Annotated in this window: 10 protein-coding genes; 7 read left to right on the top strand and 3 right to left on the bottom strand. The window is 72.0% G+C overall.

Translation table 11 applies throughout. The features are described from left to right. Positions 1-8: 8 nt before the first annotated feature. On the top strand, positions 9-737 hold the full coding sequence (locus ACQPYA_RS17295; RefSeq protein ID WP_433528120.1) for a DUF2470 domain-containing protein: 729 nt from the start codon (positions 9-11) through the stop codon (positions 735-737). On the opposite strand, the gene ACQPYA_RS17290 is transcribed toward ACQPYA_RS17295, so the two are convergent. From ACQPYA_RS17290 to ACQPYA_RS17280, 3 genes are all read right to left on the bottom strand, one after another. Beyond that, complete coding sequence (locus tag ACQPYA_RS17290) at positions 688-1,134, bottom strand: non-reducing end alpha-L-arabinofuranosidase family hydrolase (protein WP_433528119.1); 447 nt, start codon at positions 1,132-1,134, stop codon at positions 688-690. The genes ACQPYA_RS17295 and ACQPYA_RS17290 overlap by 50 nt on opposite strands. A gap of 463 nt (positions 1,135-1,597) precedes the next feature. Then, positions 1,598-4,339, bottom strand: a complete 2,742-nt coding sequence (locus tag ACQPYA_RS17285) for a beta-L-arabinofuranosidase domain-containing protein (RefSeq protein ID WP_433528118.1) — start codon at positions 4,337-4,339, stop codon at positions 1,598-1,600. Positions 4,340-4,418: 79 nt separating this feature from the next. After that, the gene (locus ACQPYA_RS17280) at positions 4,419-5,810 is read right to left on the bottom strand and encodes a glycoside hydrolase family 43 protein (RefSeq protein WP_433528117.1); all 1,392 of its coding nucleotides are present in this window, start codon (positions 5,808-5,810) and stop codon (positions 4,419-4,421) included. Positions 5,811-6,024: 214 nt separating this feature from the next. On the opposite strand from ACQPYA_RS17280, the gene ACQPYA_RS17275 reads away from it, so the two are divergent. The 6 genes from ACQPYA_RS17275 (at position 6,025) to ACQPYA_RS17250 (ending at position 14,340) form a co-directional block, all read left to right on the top strand. Beyond that, positions 6,025-7,197 (top strand): glycosyltransferase family 39 protein, encoded by a 1,173-nt coding sequence (locus ACQPYA_RS17275; RefSeq protein ID WP_433528116.1) that lies wholly within the window; start codon positions 6,025-6,027, stop codon positions 7,195-7,197. Between the two features lie 93 nt (positions 7,198-7,290). Next, entirely contained in the window at positions 7,291-9,162 is a 1,872-nt protein-coding gene (locus ACQPYA_RS17270; protein ID WP_433528115.1) for a glycosyltransferase family 2 protein, read from the top strand. Then, a complete protein-coding gene (locus ACQPYA_RS17265) occupies positions 9,150-10,304 on the top strand; it encodes a glycoside hydrolase family 26 protein (RefSeq protein ID WP_433528114.1) in 1,155 nt (384 codons plus the stop codon). Before ACQPYA_RS17270 ends, ACQPYA_RS17265 begins: the two co-directional genes overlap by 13 nt. A gap of 131 nt (positions 10,305-10,435) precedes the next feature. Beyond that, positions 10,436-11,689, top strand: coding sequence for an MFS transporter (locus tag ACQPYA_RS17260; protein WP_433528113.1), 1,254 nt, complete (start codon positions 10,436-10,438; stop codon positions 11,687-11,689). An 87-nt stretch (positions 11,690-11,776) separates the two neighbouring features. After that, positions 11,777-12,658: a bifunctional helix-turn-helix transcriptional regulator/GNAT family N-acetyltransferase gene (locus tag ACQPYA_RS17255; protein ID WP_433528112.1), complete on the top strand. Its 882-nt coding sequence runs from the start codon at positions 11,777-11,779 to the stop codon at positions 12,656-12,658. Between the two features lie 53 nt (positions 12,659-12,711). Then, positions 12,712-14,340, top strand: coding sequence for an acyl-CoA dehydrogenase family protein (locus ACQPYA_RS17250; protein ID WP_433528111.1), 1,629 nt, complete (start codon positions 12,712-12,714; stop codon positions 14,338-14,340). The last annotated feature ends 22 nt before the right edge of the window (positions 14,341-14,362 follow it).

Raw genomic sequence — 14,362 nt, 5'->3', positions numbered from 1 at the left:
GAGTCCTCATGCGACCGAGCCGGGCCGAGATCGCCCGCACCCTCGCCAGCAGCACGGCGCTCGCCACCGTCGTCGCGCGCCGGCTGCCCGCCGTCACCGGGGTCCGGCACGGCGCCACCACCGATGGCCGGATCCTGCTGCTGTGTCACCGCGACGACCCGCTGGCGGCGACCTCCCGCGCCGTGATCGTGCACGTTGCCGACGAGCCGCCGCTGCCGTTCTCGCCGACCTGGGGCCGGCTGCGGGTCGGTGGCCGGGCCACCCCGCTGGCCGGAGCCGCCGCGCGGGCCGCCGCCGACGCGATCGCCGCCACGCTGCCCGACCCCGACCTGCTCGACGTCGGCCACGGCAGCGTCATCGTCGAGGTGCTCCCGAAGCGCGTCACCCTCGTCGGTCGCGACCGTGACCTGCCGGTCGATCTCGACGACTATCGGCAGGCCAGCCCCGATCCGGTCGCCCCCGCGGAACGACCGTTGCTGGTCGACCTCGTCGACCACCACGGCCCGCAGTTCTACCCGTTCCTGCGCCAGCAACTGGTCGCCGCCGGCATCGACGTGCCCGCCGACTGCCTGCCGTGTCCACTTCGGCTCGACCGGCATGGGCTGCTGGTCTCGGTGCCGACCGACGGTCCGGCCGCCTGTTACCGGCTCTGCTTCACCCCGCCGCTGACCGGGCAGGCGGACCTGGTCAACCGGTTGCACGCGGTGTTGTTCCACCACCGCTGCGACCACCCGTGACGCGCGCCCACGCCCGGGACCACCCGGAGTCCGGGCCGGAAGCCTCCGGCCCGGACCCGGCGTGTACTGCGTGGTGGCCTATCGTTGCTGGCGATCGACCGGATTCAGCAGGTGGAGTTGGTCTGCGTGAGCAGGCCGAGCCGCCAGGGCAGGCTGTCGTAGTCGCCGCCGGCGTTGGGGTCCAGGCCCTGGTAGACGTTGCTCTCGCTGCCGGCCAGCGCCTGCCACGGTCCGGTGATGGCGGGCGCGGTCCAGGAACGGAACCAGCGCCGCCGTCGCTGCCGATCGCCTCGTGCAACATCAGGTACGTGTCGCCGCCGTCGACCTTGTAGACGTTGGCGGCCTCGAAGAGCCGGTTGCGGTTGGCGTCCTGCATGGCGATGACCGGCTGGCTCATCCCGTTGGGGAAGCCCGCCAGGGAGCTCTGCGACCGGTACAGGTGTCCGTTGTCGTCGGATCGGTGAAGTTGACGTAGACGAGGTGGTAGCCGGCCGACCGGGCGGTGCTGGCGTACACGTGGTACCGGCCGTTGTGGTAGACCACGGAGGGGCCCCTTGATCAGGCCGACCGTGGCCGCGATCAGCGTGGCCCTGACATTCCATCTGGGACGCATCGTGGTTCCTCTCCAGCGCTGGTGCGGCAGGCTGCGGGATGGACCGCGAGTGGCCCGGACAGGTCGTCGGCGGGCGGCGGGGGGGTCGGCTACTGCCCCGCGTGGCCCGGATGGCCAGTGACCCGGAACGGGAGCGTGCCCCACGCTCCTCGGCCCGAAGCCAGCATGTTATCGATAACAATCTCAAGTGATGCCGGTGGATATCTTGGTGTGTCGGGAGACCCGCCGTGGCGCTGGCCGGCGGTGGTCAGATGAACCGCCAGAGGCGGTCGCTGGCGCCGTTGTCGTCCGAGATCACGATCTGCGCGCCCTGGGCGGTGGAGCCCCCGGAGACGCCGAGGACCCGCCCGCCGTTTCCGCACTGGATGCGGAAGTAGCCGTCGGCGCCGTACCGCAGCCGCCAGCGGTGGTCGGCCGCGCCGGTGTCGGCCCACTGCAACACCCGGGCGCCGTTGGCGGTGCTGCCGTTCTCCACCCCCAGCACCTTGCCGCTGTTCGAGTTGCGCAACCGCAGGTACCCGTTGGTGTCCACGATCGCGGTCCAGAGGTGGTCGGCGGTGCCGGTGTCTCCCCACTGGAGGACCAGGCCACCGTCGGCGGTGGACATGTTCTGTACGCCGAGCACCAGGCCGCTGGCCAGGTTCTGGATCCGGCGCGCGCCGCCCGGCACGAACCGCCACTGGTTGTCCGGGGTGCCGTTGTCCGGATCCTGCACCACCCGGGCGCCCTGGGCGGTGGAGCCGTTGAGGACGGCGAGCAGCTTGCCGGTGTGCCCGTTGCGGATCTTGTGCGAGCCGTCGCCCAGGTCGACGATCGTCCACCGGTGGTCGGCGGTGCCGGTGTCCGACCACTGGAGGACCTGGGCGTTGTCGGCGGTGGACATGTCCTGTACGCCGAGCACCTTGGCGCTGTTGGCGTTGCGGAACTTCACGGCGGCACCGTCGACCACCAGCTGCCAGTCGTGGTCCAGGGTGCCGTTGTCGCCCCACTGCAACGCCGGAGCGCCGTCGGCGGTGGACATGTTCTCGATGCCGAGCACCAGACCGCTGGCGGCGTTGACGAGCCGGAAGGTGGCAGCCGCGGTGCCGGTCTGGCCGTTCGCGCTCCAGTAGACGGTGTAGTTGTGCCCGTGCGCGTCGTAGAACGGGATCAGGTTGACGGTCGCGCCGTTGGCGGTGGCGGTGAAGGTGAGCGCCGAGGTGCTGGTGCGGTTGACCGAGGCGGTGGCCAACGCGGGCAGCGCCGAGAGCGCGGTGTTGCCGTAGTTGCCGGAGAGCACCGCCGGACCGTAGGTGAGCGCCACCACGTTCGAGTTGTCGTTCGCCGGCTGCACGATCACCCGCATCGGCAGGCGTACGGTGACGGTGTCGCCGGCGGCCCAGGAGCGGGTCAGGGCGGCGTAACTGCCCGGGGTGGTGGCGATGCTCTGCGCGGTGCCGTTGACGCTGACCGTGGCGCCCTGCGTCCAGCTCGGGATGCGGATCCGCATCGTCCACGATCCGCCGACGTTGCCGGTGACGGTGAGCGTGGTGGTGTCGCTGGCCGGGTAGCTGGTGGTCTGGGTGACCGTGATACCGCGCTGCGACCAGTTGAGCACCGACGGCATGAAGAGGTTCACCGTCAGGGTGGTGCCGTTGTGGAAGTAGATCGAGTCCATCAGCGTGGTGTTGCTCTCCAGGCCGGTGCCCTGGCAGCACCAGAAGGAGTTGTAGTCGGTGCTCCAGGTGCCGCCGCCCCACGCCGGCCCGACACCGCGCCGCCCGCCGGGTTGCAGCGGCGTGAAATAGGTGATGTGCCCGTTGTTGTCGGCCGGGTTCTGCGCCCCGATCAGGTGGTTGAGCAGCGCCCGCTCGTAGAAGTCGAAGTAGGCCGTCTGGTTCGGGTCGAGCAGCCACAGCTCCCGGGTCAGCTTGAGCATGTTGTACGTGTTGCAGTGCTCGCAGGTGTCGTTGCGCAGGTACCCGGAGATCGCGTTGGCGGCCCGGAAGTGCTCGGCCTGGCTGTTGCCGCCGATCGCGTAGGTGCGGGTGTTGACGGTCATGTTCCAGGCGTTGCTGGCGATGTCGCGGTAGCGGGTGGCGCCGGTGGCCTTGAACTCGCGGGCGGCCCCGATCCACTTCGGGATCTGTGTGTTGGCGTGCAGGCCGTTGAGCTGGTCGGAGTTGGCGGCGAGCGGGTTGAACACCGCGGCGTGGTCGAAGCGTTGGGCGGCGGTCAGCCAGCGGGCGTCACCGGTCTGCTGGTAGATGTCGGTCAGCACGGCGTTCATGCCGCCGAACTCGGTGCCGAGCATGGCCTGCATCTGCGCCGAGGTGAGCCGGCCGGTGCGCCAGTCGACCCAGCCGGCGAGCGCCAGCAGCACGTCGCGGGCCTGGGTGTTGCCGATGTGCCGCCACACGTCGAGCAGGCCGGTCAGGGTCTTGTGGATGGTGTAGTAGGGCACGTTGCCGTTGCTCAGCGTGCGGGCTTCCACGGCGGTGAAGTCGGACTCGGGATAGCCGCACAGGTAACCGGTGTTGAACCCGGCGGCGGCGTTGTTGGCCTGGCACTTGGCCAACTCGGCCACCATGAGGTTGGCCTTGTCCCGGCAGGTGGTGTCGCCGAGCACCGCCCACATGTGCGCCCACGCGGTCAGGAAGTGCCCCTGCGAGTGGGTGCGGAACGGGAACGTCGGCGCCTCCCAGCCGCCGGTCGCCGCCGCGCCGCCGGTGGAGAGTCGGTGGTTGGCCCGGAAGTTGTAGAGCAGCCGGTTGACATCGACGAAGCGCAGATAGTTCAGCGTGCGGTTCTGGTTGTCCAGCCAGCGGCTGGCGGTCAGTCGTACCTGGCCCAGGTCGAAGGCGTACGCGGAGACGCCGATGTCGGGCCGAGCCGGCGGGATGGCCGCGCTGGCGGTGCCGCCGGGCAGGGCGGGGCCGACAGCGGTGGCGACGGCCGCCGCGCCGGCGGCCTGGAGTACGTGCCGGCGGTTGAGGGACGGGTAGGGCATCACAGCCTCCGAAATCCTGGCATGGGGCGGGCGGACGGACCCGGATTTCGGCATCCGTCCGCTGACGGGGTGGCGGTGGTTACGAGGTGACCCGGAAGGTGGCGTCCTGCCGGTCGCCGGCGCTGGAGGACGCGCTGAGCGGGTCGATGCGCAGCACGTACCCGGCGTGCCGCAGGTGGTACGTGGGGAAGTTGTACGAGCGGAACGACGACCACGAGCTGTCGGCGAGCCCGGCGGTGCGGTAGAAGGTGGCGTCGGCGCGGAACGTGGCGCTGTTGTCGTTGGGGGCCAGCCGCGCCACGTAGCCGCTGTGCCGCAGGAAGCTGCCGGGCACGTTGATCGACTCGAACGAGACCCCGGCCGGGTCGGCGAGCCCGGGCACCATCCGCCACAACTGGTCGCGGTGCGGGTCGAACGGGTACGGGTCGATGCGGATGGCGCCGTTGGCGTGCCGGACGAAGTAGTCGGGGAAGTTGGACGACTTCAGGCGGACCCAGTTCGGCAGGCCCCAGCGGCTGACCACGCCGTTGTACTCGGCCTCGGTGATCCCGACGATCGAGCCGTGCTTGGAGTTCAGCGGCGGGGTGTAGTCCCGCTGGTTCAGCACCGACCACGAGTTGGCGCCGATGTTCCCGGTGGACCAGAGGTAGAAGTCGTTGTTGACCGGGCTGAACGAGTCGCCCCAGAGCCACCAGCCGACGCCGTCGTTGCGTCGCACCAGGTGCGCGCCCTCGATCGCGTTGCCCTGCCGCAGCCCGCCGGTGTAGGTGGTGAAGCTGTTCGGGGCGCCGGTGTTCGACCGCGCGCCGTAGAGGTTCCCGTTGGCGAGGTTCTTGTAGTACAGGTACGTCACCCCGCCGTCGACGTGGATGTCGGCGTCGAGCACCGGGAATCCCGGGCTGAAGTAGGTCTGCGGCGCGCTCACGGTGCGGAAGTCGCTGGTGTAGTTCACCAGGAACAGGTCCGTGCTGGTGTTGGCCGAGTAGACGATCGCGTACTGGCCGCGCCCGGCGTCCCAGAACACCGTCGGCGCCCAGGTGTGCACGTTGCTGTAGGTGTGCATCTGGATCCGGCGGTATCCGGTGAAGCTGGTCAGGTTGGTCGAGTCGTACACGTGCAGGTACTGGCTGGCGCGCCCGAAGTCGAGGCCGTACAGGTCGGTGGCGACCACCACGAAGGCGCCGTCCTGCTTGCGGAAGATGAACGGGTCGCGCAGGCCCAGGTCGCCGGCGGTCGGGGTGGCGACCCGGTTGTTCTGGTTCAGCGGGGACCAGTTCAGACCGTCCCGGCTGACCGCGAGGTGCAGGCCGTAGTTGGCCGCCGACTGGTTCGGTGACTCGGTGAAGTAGGTCTTCAGGTACGCGGTGTAGGTGGCTGCCGATGCGGCCTGCGGGTTGATCGCCAGGCCGGAGGCGGTGAGCCCGGCGGTGGCGACCGCGCCCAGGGTGAATGCTCGTCGACTCAGGGCCATCGTGCTGACCTCTCTGCTGGCAGTATGGATCATTGTCAATGTTATCGTTAACATAGCGGTTCTCGTGACGGGTGCGCAAGCCTCAGGTTTCGGGGGTCGCGGCGCCGGCATCCGGCCGCAACACCAGATACCGTTTTGGTGGCTTATGCGGCATAACGCCCTCGCGGTGAATGTCGCTCAATACGCTGCTCGGCGACGGGTGCCCACGGGGGAGATGCGCGAGACACGGATGAAGGACGCCGACACCATGGTGCTGCCCCGGCTCGGGTCGCCGGAGGCCAGCGACGAGGACCCCTGGGGAGAGGGCCACGGCGTCGCCCCCGGCCGTCCGGTGACCGACACCCCCTGGTGGCGGGTCGCCGCCTGGCTGGTGCCGGCGCTGCTGATGGGCGCGCTCGGCGTCCTGGGGGCCGGCGCGTCCGGGCTGCGCGTGGCGGAGCTCGCCACCTGGGGCAGGGTCGCGCCGTCCTGGCCGGACAACTGGTCGGCGCTCGTCCGGGGCGACCTCGCCGTCACGCCGTACCACCTGCTGGTGCGCGCCTGGGCGGAGGTCTTCGGCACCTCGGACCTCGCCCTGCGCGGACCCTCCATCCTGGCCATGACCGCCGCGGCGGCGCTCGTCGGCGCGCTGGCGTCCCGGATGTTCACGCCGGGCACCGGCCTGCTGGCCGGCGTGCTCTTCGCCCTGCTGCCGACCGCCGCCCGCTACGCGCAGGAGGCCCAGCCGTACGCGCTGACCCTGCTCGCCGCAGTGCTCGCCACCTGGCTCCTCCGGTCGGCGGCCGATCGTCCCAGCGCCGGGCGGTTCGCCGGCTATGGCGCCTCGGTGGTGCTGCTCGGCCTCTGCGACGTGGTCGCGCTGCTGCTGCTCGTCGGTCACGGCTGGACCGTGTTCGCCTTCCGGCGTGACGTGGCCGTCCGGTGGCTGGTCGCCGGGTGTGTGGGTGCGTTGCCGGCGGCCGGCGTGCTCGGGCATGCCGTGCAGCAGGGCGGGCGGCTCGCGCAGTTGTCGAACCCGAGCCTGAACGCGCTGGCCGCGACCCCGAGGGAGCTGTTCGGCGTCACCGTGCTGGGAGCCGTGCTGCTCGCGCTGGCGCTGTTCAGCCTTCCGCTGCGCTACCCCGCCGCGCTGTACACCGCCTGGGCGGTGGTGCCACCGCTCGGGCTGCTGCTCGTGGCGCAGGCGACGCCGATCTGGCTGCCGCAGCTGCTCCTCTTCACGCTCCCGGCATGGGCCACGCTCGGGGCGGCGGCCCTCATCCGGGTACGCGCTCGCTGGTCCGTGGGTGTGCTGGCGGCGATCGCCGCGGTCGGTGTGCCGGTGCAGCGCCGACGTGACCGGGTGTCTCGGGGGCGCCCGGCGGCTGTGGGTCGTCCGACTCGGTGAATGGCCGGACCGGGTGCAGGCCGTCCCTTCGGGTCCTTTGAGTAAATCCGGCAATTAGTGATGTATGGGTGAATTGCCTACCTAGGATCAGCCGTGTCCGGCTTCGTGGCGGGCAGGATTCACACCCTTGGGGGCAACGTGGGCGTCGCGGCCGATACCCGCCCGGACCGTCGTCAGCGCAACATCAGGGCCCGCCTCGCGTACGCGAAGTGCGGGGCGATCGCCGGCCCGCTGGTCGCGCCGCGGAGCCCGCAGGCGGCGGTCGAGTTCCGCCACGTCCTCTCGCCCGCGGCACGGCTGACCCTGACGCTGCTCGTCCTGGTCAACAGCGCGGCCGGGCTGTCGCTCGTCGGCTGGCTGCTGCTCCCCGGCCACGTCCCCGGATCCGGGGTGGCCGGGCTCGGCAGCTGGCAGACCACGGCGGCCCGGCTGGGCTTCTGCGTGGTCGTCGGCGTCGAGCTGATCCGCCTCGCGCAGAACATGGTCATCTGGGTGTTCGCGTACCACGCCCGGGACCCGGTGCCGGTCGACCCGCCGGTCGGGCTCCGGGTGGCCCTGCTGACCACGATCGTGCCGAGCAGGGAGCCGCTCGACGTCGCCGAGCGGACCCTGCGCAGGCTGCGGCAGATCGTCTACTGCGGCCAGGTCGACGTCTGGATCCTCGACGAGGGAGACGACCCGGCGGTACGGGAGATGGCCGCGCGGCTCGGGGTGCGGCACTTCAGCCGCCGGGGCCGAGCGGAGTACAACCAGCCCAGCGGCGAGTTCCGGGCCCGGACCAAGTCGGGAAACCACAACGCCTGGCGGGCCGAGCACGAGCACCGGTACGACGTGGTCGCCAACGTCGACCCGGATCACGTACCGCTGGCGAACTTCCTGGAACGCACCCTCGGCTACTTCCGTGACCCGGATGTCGCCTTCGTGGTGACGCCGCAGGTCTACGGCAACATGCACCAGAACCTGGTCGCGCACGGCGCGTCGGTCCAGCAGTACCTCTACAACGGACTCATCGCGCGCGGCGGTAACGGCCTCGACGCGCCGCTGCTCACCGGGACCGGCCACCTCTACCGGCCGGCGGCGTGGCGCAGCGTCGGCGGCTACCAGGACTCGATCATCGAGGACCACCTGACCAGCATCCGGGTCCACGCCGCGGCCAACCCGCAGACCGGCAACCAGTGGAAGGGCGTCTACACCCCGGACGTGGTGGCCATCGGGGAGGGCCCGACGTCCTGGGCCGACTACTTCAACCAGCAGCGGCGGTGGGCGGCCGGCATCTGCGAGATCCTGCTCCGCCGCGAGCTGGGCGCGCCGCGCGAACTGCGGTCCCGACGGCGCTGGCAGTACCGCCTGCTCCAGTTCTACTACCCGAGCGTGGCGGTCAGCCTGCTGCTGGGCAACGTCGCCACGGCCATGTACCTGCTCACCGGCGTGAGCGCGGCCCAGCTCGACGTCACCGTCTGGTCGGCGCTGTGGGGCACGACCATCGGCACCTGGTTCGCGCTCTGGCTCTGGCTGCGCCGGTTCAACATCGCGGCGCACGAACGGGAGGAGATCGGCCTGGTCGGCATGGCCTTGGCGCTCTTCGCCGGCCCCATCTACCTCGCCGCCGGCATCGGCGCGCTGCTGCGGCGCAGGCTCGGGTTCGTGGTGACGGCCAAGGGCGCGCTGCGCAGCACCGAGTCGCTCGGCACCTTCCGCCTGCACCTCTGCTGGGCGGCCTTCGCCGCCGGCCTGCTCGCCGCGAGCTTCGCGCTGGACCACGATCTCACCCCGCTCCGGGTCTGGCCGCTGCTGACCCTGCTGACCGGCCTCGGCCCACCGCTGATCGCGGTCGGGTCGAGCATCCTGGCCCGTGCCGAGCGGGGCACCGAACCGGCCCTGATCGCCGCCCGCGCCGGCAGCGAGGAACGCGGCCGGCCGACCACACGGGTGGCCGCGGAGGCGGGTGTGCCATGGCGAGGCTGACCGTGCCACGGGTGACGATGGCGCTGGTCGGCGTGCTGCTGCTGACCTATGCCTTCGCCATCGCGCCGCGGACCACGGCCGGCAGGCCGGAGCGCGCCGCCGGCAAGCCGGAACACACCACCACCCAACCCTCGGCCGCCGCGGTCGAGCCGAGCCCCTCGTCCCGCCCGCCGGAGGTCTTCCCACCGGCGGAGAAGGTCTTCATCGGTGTCGCGACCAAGGAGGGTCCGTACGACTTCACGCCGGTCGCCGACTTCACCGCCGCGGCGGGACACCAGCCGCAGGTCATGCTCTTCAGCTCCGGCTGGGCGACCGACACCTTCGACCGGGCGCTCTTCGACGAGATCAGCGGTCGCGGCATGCTGCCGATGCTGGCCTGGGAGCCGTGGGACTACCGGCTGGACGAGAAGGCCCGCGAGCAGGGGGCCGCCCGCCGGACGATCGACCGGATCCGTTCCCACCAGCCCGACTACCGGTTGTCCCACATCGCGCGCGGCGACTTCGACGACTACCTGCTCTCCTGGGCCGAGGGGATCGGGGCGCTCGACCACCCGGTGGCGATCCGGTTCGCGCACGAGATGAACGGCAACTGGTACCCGTGGTGTGAGACGGCCAACGGCAACAGACCCGGCGACTACGTCCGGGCCTGGCGTCACGTGCACGACCTGTTCGAGGCCGCCGGAGCCAGCAACGTCATCTGGGTGTGGAGCCCGAACGCCAGATGGGACGGCTCGACCCCGAAACTCGCCGGGCTCTACCCCGGCGACGAGTACGTCGACTGGGTGGGGCTCTCGGGCTACTACGGCATGGGGGCCTTCTCGAAGTACCGGTCCTTCGACGCGATCTTCAAGGACACCAGCAGGGAGATCCGCACCTTCAGCGACAAGCCGCTGGTCATCACCGAGACCGGTGCCTCCGACACCGGTGGTCGCAAGGCCGAATGGATCACCGAGACGTTCCGGTTGCTGCCACAGCACGAGGACATCATCGGCCTCATCTGGTTCGAGGTGACCAAGGAACAGGACTGGCGGATCGTCAGCTCCCCGGCCGTGGCGGCGGCCTTCGCCCAGGGGGTGGCCGCTCCCCGCTACCGCTTCGGCTGGTCGCCCGACCTGCTCCCGCGCACCGAGCTGGCCGACTAGCGCGGTGTCCGGCAACGTTGGCGGCTTGACCCTCGACCCGGTCGAGGCCGGACAGTGCTCGACGCGAGAGCCCGAGCGGAGCCGTCCCACCGGCGCCGGCCGGGGTGGTCGGCGGTGGGCGGGGAGACTCCGTGGTGGCAGCGGCGGTGGCCGGCAGCAGGACGGTGGTGCCGGGCGCGTACTGGGCGTGGCTGGGCGGCACGGGGCTGTCCCTGTTCGGCGTGCAGGCGATGGCGTTCGCGATGGCCTGGGTGGCGGCCGGGCAGGGGGGAGGCTTCGCCGCCCTGGTGCTCACCGCGATAAACCTGCCCCGGGTCCTGCTGTTGCTGGTGGGTGGTGCGGTGGCCGACCGGGTCGGCGCCTGGCTGGTAATGATCATCTCGGACGCGGCGATGGTCGTGGTCACCGTGGCGCTGGCCGTCGCCGTGTGGTCGGTTGCCGATCCGCGGTTGCCGCTGCTGCTCACCGCCCTCGCCATCGGCATCGTGGACGCCTTCTACCTGCCCAGCGCGGGCTCGATGCCCCGACGCCTGGTGCCGCCCGCCGCGCTGGCCCGGGCGATGTCGGCCCGCCAGATGGCCGGCCAACTGGCCGTGTTCGCCGGGCCGTCGCTGGGCGGCCCGATCCTGGCCGCGGCCGGGCTGGCCGGGGTGGCCCTGGTCAATGCCGCGAGCTTCCTGGTGATGCTGGCGGTCCTGCTGCTCCTGCGCCTTCGCGCGGCCGGCCCTGTCGACCCCAGCGAGAGCCGGTCTGACCCTGGCGAGGTAGCTCGCCCGGCGCCGTCGGTGTGGCGGGCCGCGCTGGACGGGCTGCGGCTCGCCGCGTCGGAGTCCGTGCTGCGGCCCGCGCTGCTGGTGACCGGCGTCGCCGCCGGGTTTCTGCTCCCGGTCTCGTCGCTGCTCGTGCCGCTGCTGGCCCGGGAACGGGTGTGGTCGGCGCAGGCCACCGGCGCGGTCGTCGCGGCGGTGGCGCTGGGCACGGCAGTCGTCGCGTTGACGGTGCTGCTGCGCGGCGCGTCGGCCCGGCCGGGCGTGGCGGCCGCCGCCGGCCTGCTGGTGGCCGCCGCCGGCGTGACCGCGTTGGCGGTCGGCGGGCCGCCGCGCTGGGCGGCGGCGGCCGGGGCGGCGATCGGCGTCGGCTCCGGCATCTTCGCCACCCATGTCGGCCCGCTGATCCTGGCCGCCACACCGGTCACCCACCTGGCCCGGGTGCAGTCCGTGCTCGTGCTCGCGCAGAGCCTGCCGCTGCTGCTGACCACCAACGCGCTCGGCTGGCTCGCCGACGTCGTCCACGCCCCGGCGGTGCTGTACGGCTGCGCGGCCGTGCTCGCCGCCGCCGCACTCGCGGCCCTGAACTCCTCCGCGCTCCGCCAGCGATCCACCTGACCCACCGAAGCCCGCCCGCGGCCTCTCCTTCCGGCGGGCCGGGGCCGTGCGGCTGCGCGATGGAATACCTGACTATAGTCAGTAATCATGAATCGCGGACTGGTCGACGTGGTGCGGCGCTTCAACCGCACGGTGACCCAGCGCGTCGGCGCACTGGACGACAGTTACCTCGCCCGGGACCGGCCCCTGGCGCAGTCCCGCCTGCTGTGGGAGATCGGCCCGGCCGGTGCCGAGGTCGCCGCCCTGCGGACCCGGCTGGACCTCGACGCCGGCTACCTCAGCCGGCTGCTGCGGACGCTGGAGGGCGAGGGGCTCGTCGTGGTGGGGCCCGGCGCGGGGGACGGACGGGTGCGGACCGCCCGCCTCACCGACGCCGGCCGGGCCGAGTGGGACCTGCTCGACGGCAGGTCCGACGAGTTCGCCTGGTCGGTGCTGGCACCGCTCAGCACCGGCCAGCGCACCCGGCTCACCACCGCCATGGCCGAGGTGGAGCGCCTGCTCATGGCCTCGCTGGTCACCATCGGCCCCTGCCATCCGGCTGATCCGCGTGCCCGTGCCTGCCTGCGGGCGTACGTGCGGGAACTCGCCGAGCGCTTCGACGCCGGCTTCGACCCGGCCGGCAGCAGCATCGAGGAGAGCGAACTCGTACCCCCGGCCGGGCTGTTCCTGGTCGCCACCGTCGCGACCGAGGCGGTGGGGTGCGGGGCGCTGCGGCTGCAACCCGGCGAACCCGCCGAGATCAAGCGCCTCTGGGTCTCCGGGTCGGTGCGTGGGCTCGGCGTCGGCCGGCGGCTGCTGGACGAACTGGAGCGGCACGCCGCCGCCGCGGGGGCCGGCAGCGTACGGCTGGACACCAACCGGAGCCTCACCGAGGCGATGCGTCTCTACCGCAGCGCGGGCTACCAGGAGATCCCGCGCTACAACACCAATCCGTACGCCCACCACTGGTTCGCCAAGCCGCTGAACTGAGGCCGATCGCTGGCCGGACCGCCCTCATCCACCCGCGCGTTGGGAGTTTCGCCGTGACCACACACGAGGTGTTCAACCAGGTTCCCCCGCTGGTCGGCCACGACGCCGCGGACGACCCGGCCCTGCTCGACGCGCTGGCCCGCGAGGGCGCCGGCTGGGCCACCGCCGAGCTGCACGAGCTGGGTCGGCTGGCCGGCAGCGAGCAGGCCGTCGAGCACGGCCGGCTGGCCAACGAACACCCGCCGGTGCTGCGTACCCACGACCGCTACGGTCACCGGATCGACGAGGTGGAGTTCCACCCGTCCTGGCACGAACTGATGCGGACCGCCGTCGGGCACGGCCTGCACGCCGCGCCGTGGGCGGACGACCGGGTCGGTGTGCACGTGGCCCGGGCCGCCAAGTTCTACACCTGGCGTCCCGACGCCGGCCACGGCTGTCCGATCTCGATGACCTACGCCTCGGTGCCGGCGCTGCGGCACGCCCCGGAGCTGGCCGCGCGGTACGAGCCGCTGCTCACCGCCGGGGCGTACGACTTCGGGCTGCGGGTGCCGCTGGCCAAGCAGGGGCTGCTGGCCGGCATGTCGATGACGGAGAAACAGGGCGGATCCGACGTGCGGGCCAACACCACCGCCGCGCACCCGCAGCCCGACGGCAGCTACCGGCTGGTCGGGCACAAGTGGTTCACCTCCGCGCCGATGTGCGACCTCTTCCTCACCCTGGCCCAGGCGCCGGGCGGGCTCACCTGCTTCCTGGTCCCGCGGGTGCTTCCCGACGGCAGCCGCAACCCGATGCGGTTGATGCGGCTGAAGGAGAAGCTCGGCAACCGCTCCAACGCCTCCGCCGAGGTCGAGTACGACGACGCGGTGGCCTGGCCGGTCGGGGCGGAGGGGCGGGGCGTCCGCACCATCATCGACATGGTCAACCTGACCCGGCTGGACTGCGTCGTCGGCGCGGCGGCCGGGATGCGCCAGGGCGTCCTCACCGCCGCGCACCACGCCGCCCACCGGCGCGCGTTCGGCCGGTACCTCGCCGACCAGCCGCTGATGCGCAACGTGCTGGCCGACCTGGCCGTGGAGTCCGAGGCGGCGACCGTACTCATGATGCGGCTCGCCGGGGCGACCGACCGGTCCGCCCGGGGCGACGCGGCCGAGACCGCGTTCAAGCGGATCGCCCTCGCGGTCGGCAAGTACTGGGTGTGCAAGCGCTGGCCGGGGCACGCCGCCGAGGCGCTGGAGTGCCTGGGTGGCAACGGCTACGTCGAGGAGTCCGGCATGCCCCGGCTGTTCCGCGAGTCGCCGCTGAACTCGATCTGGGAGGGTTCCGGCAACGTGGCCGCGCTGGACGTGCTGCGCGCGCTCACCGGCCAGCCCGAGGTATTGGCGGCGTTCCGCGCCGAGGTGGACGCCGCCGCCGGCGCCGACCCGCGACTGGACGCCGCGGTACGCCAGGTCGAGGCCGCCCTCGCCGATCCGGCCGAACCGGAGGTGCGGGCCCGGCGGGTGGTCGAGCAACTGGCCCTGGTGTTGCAGGGGGCGCTGCTGGTGCGCCACGGGCATCCGGCCGTCGCCGACGCCTTCTGCGCCTCCCGGCTCGGCGGTGACCGCGGCCACGCGTACGGCACCCTGCCGGCCGGGGTCGACTTCGCCGCGATCATCGACCGGGCCACGCCGAAGCTGGCCTGACCGGCGTCGCCGGGGTGCGGCG

Origin of the sequence: Micromonospora sp. CA-263727, assembly GCF_050942455.1 — a bacterium.
Taxonomy (GTDB): domain Bacteria; phylum Actinomycetota; class Actinomycetes; order Mycobacteriales; family Micromonosporaceae; genus Micromonospora.
This window is presented reverse-complemented; position numbering and strand designations above follow the sequence as displayed.

Coding starts and splice junctions, on each gene's coding strand:
- ACQPYA_RS17295 (WP_433528120.1), top strand. CDS start 9: ATGCGACCGAGCCGGGCCGAGATCGCCCGCACCCTCGCCAGCAGCACG.
- ACQPYA_RS17290 (WP_433528119.1), bottom strand. CDS start 1,134: ATGAGCCAGCCGGTCATCGCCATGCAGGACGCCAACCGCAACCGGCTC.
- ACQPYA_RS17285 (WP_433528118.1), bottom strand. CDS start 4,339: ATGCCCTACCCGTCCCTCAACCGCCGGCACGTACTCCAGGCCGCCGGC.
- ACQPYA_RS17280 (WP_433528117.1), bottom strand. CDS start 5,810: ATGGCCCTGAGTCGACGAGCATTCACCCTGGGCGCGGTCGCCACCGCC.
- ACQPYA_RS17275 (WP_433528116.1), top strand. CDS start 6,025: ATGCGCGAGACACGGATGAAGGACGCCGACACCATGGTGCTGCCCCGG.
- ACQPYA_RS17265 (WP_433528114.1), top strand. CDS start 9,150: ATGGCGAGGCTGACCGTGCCACGGGTGACGATGGCGCTGGTCGGCGTG.
- ACQPYA_RS17255 (WP_433528112.1), top strand. CDS start 11,777: ATGAATCGCGGACTGGTCGACGTGGTGCGGCGCTTCAACCGCACGGTG.